At 73.8% G+C, this 19,063-nt stretch carries 7 protein-coding genes; 2 read left to right on the top strand and 5 right to left on the bottom strand.

The features are described from left to right. Positions 1 to 47: 47 nt before the first annotated feature. The 4 genes from ABEB03_RS17895 to ABEB03_RS17880 form a co-directional block, all read right to left on the bottom strand. A complete protein-coding gene (locus ABEB03_RS17895; protein ID WP_345649478.1) occupies positions 48 to 5,441 on the bottom strand; it encodes an SDR family NAD(P)-dependent oxidoreductase in 5,394 nt (1,797 codons plus the stop codon). Beyond that, entirely contained in the window at positions 5,441 to 14,152 is an 8,712-nt protein-coding gene (locus ABEB03_RS17890; protein WP_345649475.1) for a type I polyketide synthase, read from the bottom strand. The genes ABEB03_RS17895 and ABEB03_RS17890 overlap by 1 nt, the downstream gene beginning before the upstream one ends. Before the next feature lie 252 nt (positions 14,153 to 14,404). Further along, positions 14,405 to 15,763 carry an NAD(P)/FAD-dependent oxidoreductase gene (locus ABEB03_RS17885; RefSeq protein ID WP_095937510.1) on the bottom strand — a complete coding sequence of 453 codons (1,359 nt, stop codon included), beginning with the start codon at positions 15,761 to 15,763 and terminating at the stop codon, positions 14,405 to 14,407. Positions 15,764 to 15,837: 74 nt separating this feature from the next. Then, positions 15,838 to 16,107, bottom strand: a complete 270-nt coding sequence (locus ABEB03_RS17880; protein WP_095937511.1) for an acyl carrier protein — start codon at positions 16,105 to 16,107, stop codon at positions 15,838 to 15,840. A gap of 184 nt (positions 16,108 to 16,291) precedes the next feature. Here ABEB03_RS17880 and ABEB03_RS17875 point away from each other — a divergent pair, with 184 nt between their 5' ends. Then, complete coding sequence (locus tag ABEB03_RS17875; RefSeq protein ID WP_345649466.1) at positions 16,292 to 17,461, top strand: 4'-phosphopantetheinyl transferase family protein; 1,170 nt, start codon at positions 16,292 to 16,294, stop codon at positions 17,459 to 17,461. Further along, the gene (locus tag ABEB03_RS17870) at positions 17,449 to 18,219 is read left to right on the top strand and encodes a thioesterase II family protein (protein WP_345649464.1); all 771 of its coding nucleotides are present in this window, start codon (positions 17,449 to 17,451) and stop codon (positions 18,217 to 18,219) included. The genes ABEB03_RS17875 and ABEB03_RS17870 overlap by 13 nt, the downstream gene beginning before the upstream one ends. Positions 18,220 to 18,460: 241 nt before the next feature. On the opposite strand, the gene ABEB03_RS17865 is transcribed toward ABEB03_RS17870, so the two are convergent. Then, positions 18,461 to 18,991 carry a flavin reductase family protein gene (locus ABEB03_RS17865; protein ID WP_345649461.1) on the bottom strand — a complete coding sequence of 177 codons (531 nt, stop codon included), beginning with the start codon at positions 18,989 to 18,991 and terminating at the stop codon, positions 18,461 to 18,463. Positions 18,992 to 19,063 lie beyond the last annotated feature (72 nt).

The raw sequence follows: 19,063 nt of genomic DNA, 5'->3' as shown, positions 1-19,063 counted from the left end.
GGGTCCGGGGCGCGCGGCACGTGCCGCGCGCCCCGGACCCAGGGGTGTCATGCCGGGTCCGTCGGCCGGCTGCCGGCCGGGAACTTCTCCTCGATCAGCTCGTGGAGGAAGGAGCCCCAGTGGATGCCGGGGCAGGCGAAGAAGTCGCGGCTGTTGATCTCCAGACCCAGGTCGTCGCGGCACCGGCTGATCAGCTCCATCACCATGAGGCTGTCCAGGCCCATGTCGGCGAGCCGGGTGTCCTCGGTGAGGGTGTCGAGCTCCAGACGCAGGATCTCCGACAGCTGCACGCGGATGTACTCGTTGAGCTCGGCCAGCCGCTCGGTACGACGCAGACCGATCAACCGCGCGGTCAGCGGCCCGAGTTCGGAGTCGTCCGTCCGGCCCGCGGCCGGCGCGCTGCGGACCTCGCTGAGCATGGGCCGCTCCCTGCGCGCCTCCATCAGGTCGCGGAACAGCGTCCAGTCCGCGGAGCACACGGTGCGGTGCGCGACGCCGTCGACCACGGCCTCACCGAGCAGCTCCAGCGCGTGGTCGGGGTTGAGCTGGTGCAGCCCGATGGAGCGCAGGAACGCCATCACCGAGTCGTCCGCGAGCCCGGACCTGGCGGCCCACGGCCCCCAGCTCACCGTCGTGGCGGCCAGTCCCCGCAGCTGCCGGAAGTGGGCGAAGGAGTCGAGGAAGGCGTTGGCGGCGGAGTACCCCGCCAGGTGCTGCGAGCCCCACACCGAGGCGATCGAGGAGAAGGAGACGAACAGCTCCAGGTCCTGGTCGACGGTGGCGTTGTGCAGCGCCCAGGTGCCGTCCACCTTCGCGTGCAGGCAGCGGTCGTAGGTGTCCGGGTCGCTCTCCCGCAGGAACTGCGGCTCCGACAGGCCCGCCGCGTGCACCACACCGCGCAACGGACGGCCCGCCAGGCCCAGTTGGTCGGTCAGCGAGCGCAGCGCCGTCTCGTCGGCGGCGTCCAGCGCCACCACCCGTACGTCCGCGCCCTGGGCCTCGATACGGCGCACCCCGGCGATCCGGGAGGCGGTGGTGTCGTCGTGCTGCGGGTCGTCCCAGGCCGCGCGGTCCGGCAGACCCGACCGCCCGGCCAGGACGACGGTGCCCGCGCCGTTGCGGGCCAGCCACTCGCCCATCAGCAGGCCGAGGCTGCCGAGTCCGCCGGTGACGAGATAGCTCCCGAGGTCGCTCAGCTGCGGGGACGGCCGGGGAGTGTCCTCGTCGCCCGAGCCGGCCGCCACCAGCCGGGGCACCAGTACGGTGCCGCCGCGCCGGGCCGTCAGATCCTCGGCGCTGCGGGTCGCGACGAGGTCCGCGACCCGTTCCGCCTCGTTCGCCTCTCCGGCCGGGTCCAGGTCGAGCAGTCCGCCCCACAGCTCCGGGTGTTCGAGCGCGGCCACCTTGCCCAGACCCCACAGCGGAGCCGCCGGCAGACAGATCTCGTGCTGCCCGGTGCCGGTCCACTGGGCGCCGCGGGTCACCACCCACAGCCGCGTGGCCGCCCCGTCGAGGGCGAGCTGCCGGGCGGCGGCCAGGAAGACGTGCTCCGCCGCGGCCCGTGCCTGTCCCACGGACCCGGCGTCGTAGCCGGTCAGCGGGAGTTCGAGGCCGCTGAGCAGGACCAGATGTCCGTACGGACGGCCCGCGTCCAGCGCCTGGAGCACCGCCTCGGCCGACGGCTCGGACTGTGCCACCACCGCGCCGCGCAGCGTCAGTTGCTTCGCCACCGCTTCCAGCAGTGCGGTGTCCGCGCCACCCGAGCCGACCAGCAGCACCCGCTCGTCGCGCAGACTCCCCTCGGCGAACGCCTCCGGGGCCGCGGGCCGCCAGACCTGCTCCCACACCGTCTCCTCGCGAGCGGTGCGCGGCACGTCCGGCGCGGGCTGCGTCGACGACCGCAGATGGACGTCCCGCATCATGATCAGCACGCTGCCGTCGGATCCCAGGATCTCCAGGCCGCCGCGCAGCTCACCGTCCTCCCCGGACGGGTCCAGCCAGCCGTGGACGTAACGCCGGGTGCCCTCGGGCACCGCAGTGGGCACCGGGGTGCCGCCCGGACGCGGGGCGTTCTCGGACTGGCGCAGCAGGCCCAGCGTCAGGTCGAGCAGGGCGCCGCGGGGCAGGTCCTCGGCCGCACGGTTGACCTCGGCGAGCACCTCGCCGGGTCCCTGGTACACCTCGTTGAGGACCGGTTCGGCCCAGCCGGGCACCGTGATGTCGGCCGGGTCGACCGGCACGCACCGGGCCCGTACGGCGTCGAGGTCGCCGTCGGCGCGCCGGGTGTCCGTGGGACGGCGCACCAGCACACCGCGGGCGTGCAGGCGCCAGCTGCCGCTCTCCACCGAGTCGACGCCCTGCCGGGAGAAGCACAGGAACAGCGAGCGGCCCTCGTCGTCCTGCGGCAGCACGTAGACCCGTATGCGGGCGGGGCGGTGCTCCGCGTCGAGGAGCAGCGGCTCGCCCACCACGAAACGGTCCACGAGGCGGGGCTGCGCCCCGGGCAGCTTCGCCGCGCCCGCCAGCGCCCAGTGGCAGAAGCCGCCCGCCGACACGGACCGCCGGCCGTCCGGCCCCGTCTGCACGAACACGTCGGACAGGTCGTCCAGCTGGGGCGAGAAGGTGGGCGCGCCGGACAGCAGATGGCCCTCGAAGAGCGCCCCCGGCGCGTCGTCTGCCGCGAACTCCGGTGCGTCGCCCGGCGCGTCGTCGTTGAACCAGTACCGCTCGCGCTGCCACGGGTAGCTGGGCAGCGAGGTACGGCGCGGCTTCTCGTCGCGGTGCACGGCGTTCCAGTCGACCGGTACACCGCGGTGGTGCAGCGCGCCCAGCGCCTGGCCCACGATGTGCGCGTCCTCGCGGTCACGGCGCAGCGACGGGATCCAGCCGACGCCGTCCTCGGGCAGGCAGCGCGCGCCCAGACCGAGGAGAACCGGCGCCGGGCCGAGTTCGAGGAACGTGCGGCAGCCCGTCTCGTACAGGGTGGTGACGCCCGCGTAGAAGCGCACGGGCGCCAGCACGTGCTCGGACCAGTAGGCGGGGCGCAGCTGTTCGGGCCCCCACTCGCGGCCCGTCACGTTCGAGATGATCGGGTACCTGGGCTGATGGAAGGTCAGCGTCTCGGTGACCTTGCGGAACTCGTCGATCATCGGCGCCATCAGCGGGGAGTGGAACGCGTGCGAGACGACGAGCCTGCGGTGCTTCACGCCTCGGCCCGCCAGCACCTCGACGACCCGGGCGACCTCGTCCTCGGGCCCGGAGAGGACCACGTCCGTCGGGCCGTTGACCGCCGCCACCGAGACCAGAGGCACCGGGCCCGCCTCGGCGATCGCCGCGCGCACGGTCTCCTCGTCGCAGACCAGGGTCTCCATCACACCGCCCGCGGGCAGTGCCTCCATGAGCCGGGCGCGGGCCGTGACCAGCCGCGCGGCGTCGTCGAGCGAGTGCACGCCCGCGACGCACGCCGCCGTGATCTCGCCCAGGCTGTGCCCGATCAGCGCGGTCGGCCGGACCCCCCACGACTCCCACATCTTCGCCAGCGCGTACTGCACGGCGAACAGCGCGGGCTGGGTGAACCCCGTCCGGTTGACGCGCTCGCCGTCGGACAGGACCGGGCCGAGCGGCTCGTCGAGGTGGCGGTCGAGGGCCTCGACCACCTGGGCCAGGGCGTCCGCGAAGACCGGCTCCGTCGCCGTGAGGGAGGCGGCCATCCCGGCGTACTGCGAGCCCTGCCCGGTGAACATCCAGCCGAGCCGGCGTGCCTTGGCACCCGACGGGCCGTGCGCCGTGACCTGGTCGGCCCGCTCACCGGCGGCGAACGCGGCCAGCCCCGCGGCGAGTTGACCGCGATCGCCGGTCACACTGAGGCCGTGCTTCATCCGGGCCCGCCCGATGTGCGACGAGTAGCAGATGTCCGACAGGGTCCGCGGGTCCGCCTCCCGCACCCGCTCCTCGTACACGCCCGCCATCGCGCGAAGCGCCTCGGGGCTGTTGGCGCTCAGTGTGAGCAGTCCCACCTCGCGCGGTGTGCCCTCGCGGGGAGCGGGCCGGGGCGCCTCGGCGAGCACGGTGTGCGCGTTGGTGCCGCTGGCCCCGAAGCTGCTCACCCCGGCGATCCTCGGCCCGTCCGGCCAGACGGTCTCCTCCGCGGTCACCTTCAGATTGATGGCGTCCCAGGGGACCTGCGGGTTGGGGTCCTTCAGGTGCAGATGCCGGGGCAGCGTGTCGTGCTGGAGGGCGAGGACGACCTTCAGCAGACCCGCCGCTCCCGCGGCCGGCTCCAGATGGCCGATGTTCGTCTTCACCGAGCCGACGAGCAGCGGACGGTCGGCCGCACGCCCGGTGCTGGTGACCGCGTTCAGCGCCTTGAGCTCGATCGGGTCGCCCAGTTGGGTGCCGGTGCCGTGCGCCTCGACGTAGGTGAGCTCGGCGGGGGAGACCCCCGCGTCCTTCAGCGCGGAGGTGATGACGTTCTGCTGCGCGGCCGGGTTGGGGACCGTCAGACCACTGCTGCGCCCGTCGTGCTCCGTCGCCACGCCGCGCACCACCGCGAGGACGCGGTCCCCGGCGGCCTCCGCCTCGCTCAGCCGCTTCAGCACGAACAGCGCGCCGCCCTCCCCGCGCGCGTATCCGTCCGCGGAGGCGTCGAACGTCTTGCACCGCCCGTCCGGCGACAGCGCCCGCAACTTGCTCACCAGGACGAATCCGTACGGCGACAGCATCAGGTTCACGCCGCCGACCAGCGCCATGTCGCAGGCGCCCGAACGCAGCGACAGGACGGCCTGCTCCAGCGCCACCAGCGACGACGAGCACGCCGTGTCGATCACCATGCTGGGACCCTGGAACCCGAACGTGTAGGAGATCCGCCCGGCCAGGAAGCTCGGCTCGCCGATCAGCTGGTAGGCGTCGACGTCCGCCATCGAGCCCTTCTGCTGCCGCATCCGTACGTAGTCGCTGGTACTCGCGCCGAGGAACACGCCGACCCGGCTGCCCTCCAGCTCGCTCGGCGGCAGACAGGCGTTCTCCATGGCCTCCCAGGCCAGTTCCAGCACCAGCCGCTGCTGCGGGTCCATGCCCGCCGCCTCCCGCGGCGAGATCCCGAACACGGTCGGATCGAAGGTGTCCACCGGGCCGTCGAGGAAGTTCCCCGACAGCGTGTACGCGGTACCCGGGTGGTCCGGGTCCGGGTTGTAGAACCCCGCGACGGAGTGCCGTTCCTCGGGGAACCGGGACGTCGAGTCGCGGCCCTCGGCGAGCGACTCCCAGAACGCCTCGGGCGTCGCGCCGCCCGGCAGCCGGCAGGACAGACCGATCACGGCCAGCGGCTGTGGCTGCTGGAGCTCCTGAACCCGCGCGCGCAGACTGCGGATCGTGCCGAGGGAGTCCTTGAGCCGACCGCGGAGGACCTCCTGGCTCGGCTGCTCGGCTTGGCTCTTCGTCATCAGTTCTCCTCAAATCCAAGCGCCCGTGAGTCGGAGATCTCCGCCTCCAGCTGGCGTAGCAGTTCGTCGTCGTCGAGGTCGTCCAGGTCGTCGGCGGGCTCGGCACCGTCCTCGTCGACCGCGACCGGATCCGCGGCCGCGTCGTCGGAGCCGGCGGCCGGGAGGCCGAGCTGCTCCAGCAGGTGCGCGGTGAGCGCCAGCGCCGTCGGGTGTTCGAAGGCGACCGTCGAGGACAGCTCCGTCTCCAGCTCCCGGGACAGCCGCAGCCGCAGCGTCAGCGACATCACCGAGTCCATGCCGAGCTCGAAGAAGCCCTGGTCGGCCCGGAGATCGTCCTCCGCGAGCCCGAGCACAGCGGCGACCTGCGCGCACACCCAGTCGAGCATCCGGTCCCGGCGCTGCCCGGGATCCAGGCTCCGCAGTCCGGCCACGAACTCGGTGCCGCCGGTCTGCCGCGCCGCCCCCAGGACGGTGCGGAACAGCTCCCGGTGCGGGGCGTCGGCGAGCGCGCTCCCGAACAGCTCCCAGTCCACGTCGGCCACGCAGGCGTGCACCGTGTGGTCCCAGGCCAGCAGGTCGAGGGCGGTGGTCAGGTCCCGCTCGCGCAGCGGGGCGACCCCGCTCGACTTCAGCAGTAAAGTCGTGCGCTCGTCGAGGAGTTGACTGCCTTCGAGGGGCATCAGCTCGACGTGCGCCACCGGGAGTCCCGAGGCCCTGCGGCGCGCGGCCAGCGCCCGCAGCGACCAGTCGGAGGGCGCCGCGGCGCCCGTCACCGCGCCGCCCCAGGTGCCGGGCACGGACCCCAGCAGGACGAACAGACGCACCGGGTCCTTCGCGGTCAGCCGGTGCAGCAGTTCGGCCGTCTCCGCGCGGTTCCACTCCGCCCGCAACGCGGCCTCGGTGGTCTCCTCCAGCGGGGTCGCCAGCTCCGGAGCCGCCGCACACACCACACCGGCGATCCCGGTGTCGGCACGCAACTCCTCCACCAGCGAGGCCAGTTCCTCGCGTGCGCCGCGGGTACGGACCGTGCGGACCTCGGCGCCCGCGGCGCGCCATCCGGCGATCCGGTCGTCGACCGGCAGCCGCTCGGCCTGCTCGGGCTCGGTGTCCGCGAGCACGATCCGCCGGGCGCCCGCGCCGACGAGCCAGTCCACCACCGGGGGCACCAGGGCGCCGCCCGCACCGGTCACCAGATGCCAGCGCTCCGCGGACAGCGGCCGCCTGCCGGGCCGGTCCGGTACGTCGGCCCGCACCAGCGCGCTCACCTGGACGGAGGAGTGCTCGACGCGGACGTGTTCGTCGCCCGGCGCGCACAACAGCCGTGTCACCAGGGCCCGCAGCTCCTCGGCACTGCCGCGGCTCAGGTCGACGTGGCCGCCCCAGGCCTCGGGGCGGGTCATCGCCAGGGTCCGGCCGAGCCCGGCGTGCGCGCCCTGGTTCCCGTCGGGGAAGCCTTCGTGACCGGCCGGCAGCAGGGCGTGCCGGGTGATCAGCCACAGGCGGGGCGGAGTCCCCTCGGCCTCTGCCAGGGCGGCGGTCAGCGCGGTCGTGACGCGCCACCCGTCCGGCCGGGAGTCGAGGTCCTCCAGCGGCCACAGGTCGCAGATGCCCGTGGTCCCCTCGTTCGCGTGCACCGCGAGAAACGTCCGCCATGCCTCCCGGTCGGCGGGATCGACGACGAGCCCCTCTTCGCCGGGTACGTCCGCGGAGCGCACCCGGCGCACCTCGCAGCCGGCCGCCCGCAGCCCGTCGGCGACGACACCCGCCAGATGTTCGGTGTCGCCGCACACCAGCCAGCGCGTCGCGGGCGCGGCCTGCGCGCCGTCGCGGCCCGCCGGCCGCTGGCCCGCGGGGTGCCAGACCATCCGGTACAGCAGGTCGGCGACCCGGTCCCGGTCCGCGTCGGCCGCGGCCGGCTCGGGCGGGCCCGCCAGGCGCAGCCCGGCCAGCTCCACGACCGCACGTCCGGCCGCGTCGAGGACGGCCACATCGGCCTCGGGCCGCCCGTCCGAGCCCATCCGGACCTGACCCCGCAGCAGTCGTACGGTGCCCTCCACGGCGGCGCGGACCCGGACCGACGCGATGGCGGCCGGCCGCGGTTCGCCGTCCCCTCCCGCGTCGCCGCCGGCGCCGTCCGCGACGAGATGCAGCGCCAGCCGCAGCAGTTCGGCGGGCAGCCGGTGCCGGGAGGCGCCGTCCGCCAGTTCCACGGTGACGTCCGCGCCGCCCCGGCCGCTGCCGGCCGCCCGCACCCCGAGCGCGGGGAAACGCTCGGCCAGCGTGGCCCTGAGGGGTTCGTCGTCGGCGAGCGCCGACGGATCGGGGGCGCTCGCGGCGGGCCCGTGCGCTCCGTCGGTCGACGCGGTCAGCGCGGGCCCGTCGCCGTCGCCGTCACCGGACAGCCGGCGCAGCACGACCGTGCCCTGCCGGGTGTCGACGACGGCCTGGAGACCGGCACGACCGTCCTCGTCCGCTCGCGGCGGCGTGCCGAACCGCACGTCGTGGAGCACCGGCGCGGGGGAGCCCGTCGCCGCGGCCCCGGCGAGGGCGGCCTCCAGGAGCGCGGGCGCCGAGACCGTCGTACCGGCTCCGGCGCCGCTGATCTGCCACGGGCTGCGGGTGCCGTCGACCGTCACCGGGAGCAGCGCCGTCCACGGCGCGGTCGTCGGCCGGACCGGCGCGCCGACGAGGGAGCCCGAGCCGCCGGCACGGTCCACGGGCGTGTCCTGCAGCCAGTGCTCCTTGCGCTGCCACGGATAGCCGGGCAGGTCCACCACCGCGCGACCGGGACCGGCGAACGCCGCCCAGTCGACCGGCACGCCCTGTGCGTGCAGCGTGCCCAACGAGCCGAGCAGCGTGCCCACTTCGTCCTCGTCACGGACGAGGGACGGGAGCACCACGGGCTGTGCCGCACCGGCGGCCCGCAAGGACTCCTCGGTGCCGGAGACCAGCACGGGATGCGGGGACACCTCCACGAACACCCGGTCCTGCGGGTCCTCCACCGAGCTCACCGCGTCCTGGAAGAGCACGGTGTTGCGCAGATTGCGGCCCCAGTACTCGGCGGTGAGCGCGGATCCCGCCACCTCGCGGCCCTCGACGGAGGAGTGGAACGGGATGCGGGCCTCGGCGGGCACCAGATCCGCGAGCCCCGCCACCAGCCGCTCACGCAGCGGCTCCATCAGCGGTGAGTGCGGCGCCACCGGTACCTTGACGCGGCGGACGAACACGTTCGCCTCGGTGAGCTCCTCGGTCAGCTCCTCCAGGGCGTCGACGTCGCCCGCGACGACCGTGGTGCGCGGCCCGTTGATCGTCGCGACGCCCAGCTTGTCCTCGTACAGCACCAGATACGGCGCCAGTTCCGCACGGGGCAGCCCGACGACGATCGAACCGCCGGTGCCCACGAGCGTGTCGAGGAGCCGCGAGCGCAGGCACAGGATCTCCGCGGCCTGCGCCAGGGTCAGTGCCCCTGCGGCCCAGGCGGCGGCCACCTCGCCCATGCTGTGCCCGACGACCGCCTCGGGCACCACACCCCAGCTGCGCCACAGGGCGACCAGGCCGACCTGCACGGTGAAGATGAGTTCCTGCGGGATGCCTTCGTCGAAGGGGCGGCTGTCCGGCTCGCCGCGCAGCGAGGCCAGCGGGGACCAGGCGATCCACTTCCGCATCTCCTCCTCGCAGGCCAGCACCGCGTCCCGGAACACCGGCTCGCTCTCGAGGAGCCGGCGGCCCATGCCCGCCCACTGGGAGCCGAAGCCGGAGAAGACGAACACGCAGGAGCGCTCCAGCTCGGCCGTGCCGGTGAGGACCTGGGCGTGCTCCTCGCCCTTGCTCAGGGCACGCAGCGCGGAGCGGACGCCGACCACGTCCCGGCCGACGACGACGGCCCGGTGGTCGAGGTGACTGCGGCGCGCCGACGCTGTGTACGCCAGATCGGCGAGGGCCGTCGCGTCGCCCGGCTCCAGCAGCGCGAGGTACTGCTTCGCGGCGGCGGGCAGCGCGGCCTCCTGCGCGGCGGACAGCGGCAGCGCGAAGCGTGCCGGGGGCTCGCCGCCGCTCTGCGCGGCCGGGGCCTCGCCGCTCTCCGCCGCCACCGGTGCCTGGGCGACCAGGACGTGCGCGTTGGTCCCGGTGAACCCGAAGGAGCTCACCCCCGCGACCCGGCGCCGGCCGTCCTCGGGCCACGCCTCCCTTCCCTCGGCGATCTCCAGGCCCAGCCGCTCCCAGGCGACCTGCCGCGTCGGCGTGGTGCTCACCCCGATGTGCGGCGCGATCCGGTCGTGATGCACCGACAGGACCGCCTTGATGAGCCCGGCCATGCCGGCCGAGGCCTCCAGATGCCCGATGTTGGGCTTGGCGGAGCCGACCAGGAGCGGGGCGCCGTCGGCGCCTTCGGGGCGCAGGGCCTGGGCGAGCGCCCGCAGTTCGACGGGGTCGCCGAGCGGTGTGCCGGTGCCGTGCGCCTCGGCGTAGCCGACGTCGCGTCCGGTCAGTCCCGCCTGACTCAGGGCCTGTTCGATCAGGGCGCGCTGCGCCGTGCCGTTCGGCACGGTCAGTCCGCTGCTCGCCCCGTCCTGGTTCACCGCGCTGCCGGGCAGCACGGCGTAGATCCGGTCGCCGTCGGCGAGCGCGGTCGACAGCCGTTTCAGGACGACCGCACCGGACCCCTCGCCGCGCAGATAGCCGTCGGCCGCCTCGTCGAACGTACGGCAGTGGCCGCTGGGGGACAGGGCGCCGCCGGCCGACACCGCGACCGGGATCACCGGACTGAGGATCACGTTGACGCCACCGGCCACCGCGAGGTCGCTCTCGCCCTGGCGCAGGCTCTGCATGGCCAGGTGCACGGCGGTGAGCGAGGACGAGCAGGCGGTGTCCACGGCCATGCTCGGCCCGGTCAGGCCCAGGAAGTAGGAGAGCCGTCCGGACGCTCCGGCGAAGGAGTTCCCGGTGCCGTAGTAGAGGTCGACGTCCTGGAGATGGCTGCCGACGTGCTGCGCGTGGTCCGAGCTGTTCATGCCGACGAACACACCCGTCGCCGAACCGCGCAGCCGGTCGCGGGTCGCGCCGGCGTCCTCCAGCGCCTCGTAGGCCACTTCGAGGAAGAGCCGGTGCTGCGGGTCGAGGCTGCGGGCCTCGCGCGGCGAGACCCGGAAGAACGCCGCGTCGAAGCCGCGCACGTCGTCGAGGTACCCGCCGCGCAGCGAGGTCATCGTGCCGGGCGTCCACGGCCCGTCCGACAGGAAGGCCTGGCCGTCCCAGCGGTCCGCGGGCACGTCGCGGATGACCTCGCGGCCGTCGAGCAGAAGCCGCCAGTAGTCCCGCACCGTGGGGCTGCCGGGGAACCGGCAGCTCATGCCGACCACCGCGATCGGGTCGTCGGCGGGCGCGGGCGCGCCGGCCTGCGGGGTCTGCGTCCGGTCGGTCGCGGCGGGCTCCGCGGAGGACGGCCGCGGCGCCTTCTTCGCGAGCACCTGCGGGAGCAGATGGTCGACCAGCTCGTCCAGGCAGGGGCGTTCGAAGGGGGTCGACAGCGGGATGTCCAGGCCGACCCGCATCCCCAGACGGTCCACGAACTCCACGATGCTCAGCGAGTCCAGACCGAGGTCGGCGAAGCCGCGCCGGGGCGGGATGCGCCGGCCCGGGTCCTGGCCGAGGGTCTCCGCGAGCACCTCGGACGTCGTGCGCATCAGGGTCCTGCGTTCGCGGTCGGCGCTCGCCGCATCCGGTGCGGAGCCGGGCGCCGTGGCGTCCCGGGTGTTCCCGGCCGCCGTCGTGGCCGGGCCGGTTCCGGTCCCGTCCGCCACCGCTCCCGCCGGGGGATGGTACGGGGCGGTGACGGACGAGGCGGCTTCCCGGTCGGCCCCGAGGGGGGTCGGGGCGGCGACCGGGGCGGTGCCGCCGGAACCGAGGGGCTCCGGCGGGTTCGTGGCGGCGTCTTCGGGCGTGCCGCCGAGGTCGAGGTGGCGCGCGGGCCCGAGCGGTCTGCCCGACGGGTCGAGCAGCTGTACGGCGAGCCGGGCGGGCGCGGCCTGTGCGTCGGGCCGCGCGGCCGGCGCGTACTGCGTGCCGGGGGTCACGTCGGGCAGCCAGAACGACTCGTGCTGCCAGGGGTGCCGCGGCAGCTCCGTGAGCCGGCCCGGGACGAGGTCCGCCCAGCGGACGTCGGCGCCGGCACAGTGCAGGGTGGCGAGCGAGGACAGCATCGTCGCCGTCCCGTCGGTGTCCCTGCGCAACGAACCGACCGCGACGCCCTGGCGCCGCAACGACGTGAGGGCCTCGGTCAGCGGGCGTACGAGCGTGGGGTGCGGGCCGATCTCGACGAAGTCCGCGCCGCGGTCCTTCAGGAGGGTGCGCACGGCGGGCCAGAAGCGGACCGGGCGGAGCACGTTGGCGGCCCAGTAGGCCGCGTCCAGCGTGGCCGGGGGTTCGTCGGGCCAGACGGTGGACACGAACGCCTCGGGCCGGTCGGCCGTCAAGTCGCCCAGTTCCGCGCGCAGTTCGTCCGCGAACGGCGCCATGGCAGGGCTGTGGAACGCGTAGTCGCCGGGCACGAAGCGCGCCGGGACGGACCGCTCGCGCAGCAGCGAGGCGATCGCCGCCAGATCGTCCTCACGACCGGCGAGCACGGTGGCGCCCGGTCCGTTGACCGTGGCGACCGTGACCGCGCGGCCGGTCCCGGCGACGGTCTCGGCCGCCTCCTCCTCGGAGAGTGCCACCGCGAGCATCCGCCCGGTGCCCGCGGCGGCGGCCATGATGCGCCCGCGCCGCACGGCCAGGTCGAGCGCCGTGGGCAGGTCGAGGGCGCCGGTGAAACAGGCGGCCGAGATCTCGCCGAGACTGTGCCCGACGACCTTGGTCGGTTCCACGCCGCGCGAGCGCCACACCTCGGCCAGGGCCAACTGGACCGCCACGAGGGCCGGTTGAGCGAGCTCGGTGGCGGAGAGATCGCTGTCGCCGAGCAGCCGGCGCAGGCCGGGCAGCCCCAGTTCGCGCAGGACGGCGTCGCCGCGTTCCAGAGAGGCCGCGGCGACCGGGTCGCGGTCCCACAGGTCCAGGCCCATGCCGCGCCACTGCGAGCCCTGCCCGGAGAAGACGAACACGGTGTGGTGGCGTCGCCGGGGCTCAGCGGTGCCGGTGACGGTGCGCTCGTCCTGGCCGCCCTGGGCCAGGTCGAGCAGCGAGGCGCGCAGCTCGTGCGCGTCCGCGCCGATCACGGTGGCCCGCGCCTCGTGGTGAGTGCGGCGCACCGCCGCGGTGTGCAGCACGTCGGACAGCGGCTGTGGGCCGTCGAGCGTCTCGGCGAGGTCCCGTGCGCGTGCCTGGAGGGCGGCCTCCGTGGATCCGGAGAGCAGCAGCACCCGGGGGCCGTCCTGCGGGGGAGCGGCGGACTCGGGGGCGGGGACCGGAGGCGCGGACAGCAGCAGGTGGGCGTTGGTGCCGCTGAGGCCGAAGGCGCTCACGCCGAACAGCGTGCCCGCGTCCTCGTCCAGCGGCCGGGCCTCGGCGGAGACGCTCAGCGGGCCGTCGTCCCAGGGGATGGCGGGGTTGGGCGTGCCGAGGTGCAGCTGCGGCGGTATCACCCGGTGCCGCGCGGTCAGTACGGTCTTGATCAGCGCCGCCACGCCGGCGGCCGCGTCGGTGTGCCCGAAGTTGGCCTTGTGCGAGCCGACGTGGAGCCTGTGACCGGGGTCGCGGCCGGGCCCGAACACCTCGGACAGGGCGAAGGCCTCGATCGGGTCGCCGAGCGGTGTGCCCGTGCCGTGGGCCTCGACGAAGGCGACCTCGTCGGGGGTGGCGTCCGCGCGCAGCAGCGCCTCCCGCAGCAGTGCCTCCTGCGCGGAGGCGTTGGGCACGGTCAGGCCGGCGCTGCGGCCGTCGTGGTTGAAGGCGCTGCCCCGGATGACCGCGAGCACCCGGTCGCCGTCGGCGAGCGCGTCGTCGAGCCGCTTGAGCACGACGACGCCGCAGCCCTCGCCGCGGACGATGCCGTCCGCGTCGGCGGCGAACGGCTTGCACCGTCCGGTGGGCGACAGGGCCTGCACCTTGCTCATGAAGATGGACAGTTCGGGGGCGGCGAGGACGTTCACACCGCCGGCGAGCGCCGTATCCGCCTCGCCGCTCGCGAGCGCCCGGCAGGCCAGGTGCACGGCCACCAGGGACGAGGAGCATGCGGTGTTCACGGCGAGCGCCGGCCCGTGCAGCCCCAGCGTGTAGGCGACGCGGCCCGGCGCGAAGCTGAACTCCTTGCCGCTCGCGTAGTACGGGTCGATGGCCTTCACACCGCGCGTCTTGGAGTGCAGCAGCGTGTAGTCCATGCCGAGCATGCCGAAGAAGACGCCGGTGCGGGAGCCGGCGAGCTGCGGCTTGGTGAGCCCTGCGTGCTCCAGGGCCTCCCAGGAGACTTCGAGCAGGAGCCGCTGTTGCGGGTCCATCTCGCGCGCCTCGCGGAACGAGATGCCGAAGAAGTCGGCGTCGAACCGGTCGAGCCCCGGCAGGACTCCCGCGTAGCGGCAGTAGCCGGTGCCCGGCGCGGCCCCGTCCTCACTGATGTACTCGGGTCCCCATCGTTCGGGCGGGATCTCCCCGATGACGTCGACGCCGTCCCGCAGGACGTGCCAGAAGGACTCGGGACCGTCCACCCCGCCCGGGTAACGGCAGCCGATGCCGACAAGGGCTATGGCCGGATCGGTGGTGATTCCGTTGCGGGCGGGCATGGCTGATCCCCCTCCGGGAGTGCGACGGACAGTGGGTGCGGACGAGGTCCGGGGCCGGGTGGCGGGAGGGGCGTCCACGCCACCCGGGTCGTGCCCGGCAGCGGTCGGCTGCCGTGGTGCCTGCCGGCCGGGACGGGGCCGGTCGGGCCCTGGGCCGCCGGTACCGGACCCGGCGGACCCGTGGAGTGCCGGCGGGGAGGTGCCGGTGCGGCTCCGTGGTGCCCGGTGCGTGCCGGGACTTCCCCGGGGCCCTTAGAACTTGGCCGCCGCGGACGGCGCCTTGAGCGTCCCCAGGTACTTGTGCCACAGGTGGGTGGGGTCGTTCTCGACGGCCTCGACGATCTCCCGCATCGCGGCGAGGGCCTTGGGCTCACCGTCGTACACGTCGCCCTGGAGCATCTTGAGGACGTCCAGGCGGTAGCGCGGGTCCTGGACGAACGCCGTGAAGAGGATGTTGAGGCGGTAGTAGATCGAGATGAACTCGTACCAGTTGTTGACCGCGCCGCGGAGGGTGTTGACGTAGCCGTCGAAGCGCTCCTTGCGGAAGTCGCCGGCCTTGTGCGCCGCGATGATGTCGGCGGTGGCGAGACGGGCGCTGTTGAGCGCGACGCTGACACCGCTGGAGAAGATCGGGTCCACGAACCGGGCCGCGTCGCCGATCATCACGAGGGAGTCGTCGGCGATCTTGGTGAGCGCGTAGCTGTAGTCGCCCTCGGCCTTGAACTCCTTGACCCGCTTGGCGTTCTTCAGCGCGTCCTGGAGGGCGGGACGGCTCCCGATGGTGTCCCAGAAGAAGGTCTCCAGGTCGTTCTTGGCCTCCTTGAAGCGCGCCTTCTGGGTCACGACACCTATGGACGTGATGGTGTCGGTGATCGGGATCTGCCAGACCCAGGTGTCCTCCAGCGGGAGGAAGTGGATGAAGATGTAGTCCGCCTGGTCCTTGTTGACCGCGAGGGCCTTGCGGTCGAAGTCGTCGAACCAGGTGTGCACCGCGTACTGGTTGAAGACCGGGTCCGGCTCCTTGACCTTGAGCTGGCTGCCCATCATGGTGCGCCGGCCGCTCGCGTCGATGACCATGCGGACGGGGACGCCGACCGACTGGTTGCCGACCTTCGCCTGGATGACGGGGCGGTCCCGGTCGGTGAAGTCGACCCGGTTCACGCGCACGCCGTGGTAGACCTTCGCGCCCAGGCTCTCCGCGTGCTGGAGCAGGATCTGGTCGAACTTGCTGCGGTCCACGTGGAAGGTGTGGTCCCGGTCGACGCCCGCCTGGTCCCGCTCGCTGAACAGGACCTCGGCGGCGCGGAAGTCGTGGTCCAGGCCCTGGAAGCCCATGTGGTCGATGTCCCGGTCCTCCGCGGAGGTCCAGGCGGCGCCGTACTTCTTGGGGAAGCCCGCGGCCTCGACCTTCTCCATGGCGCCGGTCTCGATGAGCACCGGAGTCGTGGCCGGGACCAGCGACTCGCCGACGTGGTCGCGCGGAAAGGTCTCCGATTCGAAGACCACCACGGACAGCCCCTCCTTGGCGAGGTAGGAGGCGGCGGTGGAGCCGGCCGGCCCGCCGCCGATGATGCCGATGTCGTAGTCGTAGTTCGCCGATGTCTCGGACAACGTGATCTCCTGTCGCGAATTCGGGTGGGTGGCGCTGTGCCGTGGCCGCGAGGGCCCGTCGGGCAGGCCCTGGATCAGTGAGCGGGCGTGCGCAGGGACAGCAGCAGGTCGGTGATGCTGTCCAGGTTCTGGAAGTTGGTGCCGGTCAGCTCGGTCGGCGGGATGTTCGTCCCCAGCTCGTCCCGGATGAAGGTGAGCAGCTGAGCGGTGTTGATCGAGGTGAGGATTCCCCACTCGAGCAGCGGGGTGTCCGGGGCGATGCCCTGGGCGTCGGGCTCCGCGAGCAGCCGCTCCTGGATGAACTCGGTGAGCTGGTTGATCAGTTCGTCGCGGTCACTGGCCACGCCGTACCTCCTGGAGATGCGTTGAGGGGCGGGTGGTCCCGCCGGGAGTCAACGGGGGACCCGATGGAGTTCAACGCCCGTTGATTTCAACACCTGATGATGTCATTTCCTGATGAACTCTACTAGTGTTGAGTTCATCGTCAAGAGGCCAACGGACAGCGATGACCGACTGGTTGGAGATGCGATGACCCAAGTGATGACCCGGACCACGGCCGCACGCAGGCTCGGACCGCCCGCCGGAGAAGTCCACGTCTGGGCGGTGCGGGAGCCCGACCCGGGGAACGAGAAGGCGCTCTGGCGCTGTCTGTCCCTGCTCTCGCGGGGGGAGCTGCGTCGCTGGCGCACCATGGTGCCCTCACAGCGTGCCCTCCACGCCTCGGCGCACGCCGCGCTGCGCTCGGTGACCGCCGCCTACGCGGGGCAGCATCCGTCCGAAGTCGCCTTCGTTCAGGGCAGGCTGGGCAAGCCGCACGTGGCCGGCGACCCGGGCCTGCGGGTCAGCCTGGCGCACACCGAGGGCGTGTCCCTGGTGGCGGTCAGCCGCGACGGCCCCGTCGGCGTCGACGTCGAACGGATCAGACCGCTCCGGGACCCCGCCGGACTGCGCCGCCAGGTGCTCTCCGACGAGGAGGCCGAGCGCTGGCCCGCCGATCGCGAAGGCCCCCTGAACAGCGGCCTGTTCACTCACTGGGCGTGCAAGGAAGCCGTCCTCAAGGCCCTCGGCAGCGGGCTGGCCGGCGGCCTCACCGCCGTACGGGTCGACCCGGGCGCACGGCGCGAGGGACCCGTCCGGGTGCACGCCGCGCCCGGTTCCGCCGCACGCGTCTGGAACCTCCGGCTCGTGGACGTGGGCTCCGAGTTCAGGGCCGCCGTCGCCGTAGCGGGCGGGGGCGGAACCGTCCGGCTCTTCGCCCTCGAACCGGGCGAGCGGCCCCGCCCGCCCTACCGGTCAGGTCCTTTGGGCGCCGACGCCAGGTCGCTGCCCGCTTCCTCGGGCGCCGGTGTCCGCTCCATGTCCGGCGCTTCGGGTGCGGAGGCCCCGCCTCCGTCCGGTCCGTCGGGCGGTGGAACCCGGTCCCTGGCCGGTTCTTCGGGCGGTGGAACCCGGTCCCTGGCGGGTTCTTCGGGCGGTGGAATTCGGCCCCTGGCCGGTTCCTCGGGCGCCGACTCCCGCCCTCCGTACGGTACGTCGGGCAGGGCCGTCCAGTCCGCGTCCGGGGCACCGCCCGGTGCCCCGGAGCCCGCAGTACGCGCCTGGCCCTCGCGGTCGGCGAGCCCTTCGGAGTCCGGTGACCGGCCGCGGGCCGCCACCGGCTCCCACCCCACGAAGGAGACCCCGTCATGCCGCAGCTGAGCACCCCCGGCCCGGACACCGGCGCCGTCGCCGAGGACGCCTCCCAGGACCTCCCCACACTGCTGTGCCTGCCGCACGCCGGCGGCGCCGCACGGGCCTTCGCCGGCCTGGAGGCGGCGCTGCCGCGGGCGGCACGGACGGCCCTGCTGGAACTGCCCGGCCACGGCAGCCGGATGGCCGAGCCGGTGCGCGACGACTTCGGCGCGGTTTTCGAGGACCTCATCCGCAGCTCCGCACCGCACACCACCGGGCAGTACGTGCTCCTCGGGCACAGCATGGGCGCGGCGTTCGCGTACGAGGCGGGCCGCTACTGGAGCGCCCTGGGCCGCCCCCCGGCCGGAGTCGTCGTGGTCGGCCGCAACGGCCCCACGGCCCGGCGCATCCTGCCCGATCTGCACACGCTGTCGGCCCCGGCCTTCCTGGAATCCGTACGCCGACTCGGCGGAACCCCGCCGCAGCTCTTCGAACACCCCGAGCTGATCAAGCTGTTCACGCCGGTGCTGCGCGCCGACTTCACCATCTCGGAGACGTACACACCGTTGCCCGGGCCGCCGCTCGACTGCCCGCTGTGGGTGTGCGCCGGCGTCGACGACCCGATGGTCGACGACGCGGGACTGCGCGACTGGGAGCACCACGGCGCCGGTGACGTCGCCATCGAGTGGCTGCCCGGCGACCACTTCATCCTCGACGACCCGGCGTTCCACGCGTACGTCGCGGGTGTGCTGCGGACCCTGCCGCGCACCGGCACGACGCACTGACGGCCGGACCGCCCCCGGGTGCGCGCCGCCCGGGGGCGGTGGCCTGCGCTGCCGGGCCGACGCCGTCCGGGCCGGTGGCCGCCCGCCCGGTACCGACGACGCCTCGGGGCCGACGATGCTCCGGGGCCGACGAGACCCCGGGGCGACGGCCGGACGACGTGGCGGGACACGGCCGCACAGCACGCCGCCGGCCCTCGCCCCGGAGTGCGGGGGAGGGCCGGCGGCACAGGGAGGGGCCGGATCAGGCGGCGGAGTGGGCCTGGAGTTCGGAGAACTGGGCCCGCCAGTACGTCAGCGGCGTGTGGGTGGCCGAGACGTCGCCGTGCACCAGCCGGCCGATCAGCACCTGGTGGTCGCCCGCCAGATGACTGCTCGTCAGAATGCACTCGGCGAACGCCACGGTGTCGTCGAGCACCGGTGCCTCGGTGCGCTTGCCCGGCGTCCACCCGACGCCCTCGAACCGCTCGGGCACCGGTGACGCGAAGGTGCGGGCCGTCTCGGTCATGCCCGCGGACAGGAAGTTCACCGCGAACACCGAGCTGTCGTGGATCGCCTGGAGGGTCGCGCTGGGCTGTTTCACACAGACCAGGAGCAGCGGCGGCGAGGCCGACACGCTGCACACCGCGCTGCAGGTCAGACCGCGCGGTTCGCCGTCGGCGGTGAGGCTGGTGACGACGCTCACCCCGGTCGGCAGCGACCCCATCACGGAACGGAAGGTGTGCAGGTCCACCTGGTCCGGCAGGGGATCGGAAGTGCTGAGTCGTTCAGACATGGGCAGGTCCTCGTCTCTGAGGCCGAGGCGGGTCAGGGCCGCGGAGCTCATCGGGGTTCACCGGGTGGCGGT

This window comes from Streptomyces siamensis, from assembly GCF_039543605.1.
Lineage (GTDB): Bacteria > Actinomycetota > Actinomycetes > Streptomycetales > Streptomycetaceae > Streptomyces > Streptomyces siamensis.
Note: the sequence above shows the minus strand (reverse complement) of the source record. Positions and strands in the feature narration are given on the sequence as shown.

Coding starts and splice junctions, on each gene's coding strand:
- ABEB03_RS17895 (WP_345649478.1), bottom strand. CDS start 5,441: ATGACGAAGAGCCAAGCCGAGCAGCCGAGCCAGGAGGTCCTCCGCGGT.
- ABEB03_RS17890 (WP_345649475.1), bottom strand. CDS start 14,152: ATGCCCGCCCGCAACGGAATCACCACCGATCCGGCCATAGCCCTTGTC.
- ABEB03_RS17875 (WP_345649466.1), top strand. CDS start 16,292: ATGACCCAAGTGATGACCCGGACCACGGCCGCACGCAGGCTCGGACCG.
- ABEB03_RS17870 (WP_345649464.1), top strand. CDS start 17,449: ATGCCGCAGCTGAGCACCCCCGGCCCGGACACCGGCGCCGTCGCCGAG.
- ABEB03_RS17865 (WP_345649461.1), bottom strand. CDS start 18,991: ATGTCTGAACGACTCAGCACTTCCGATCCCCTGCCGGACCAGGTGGAC.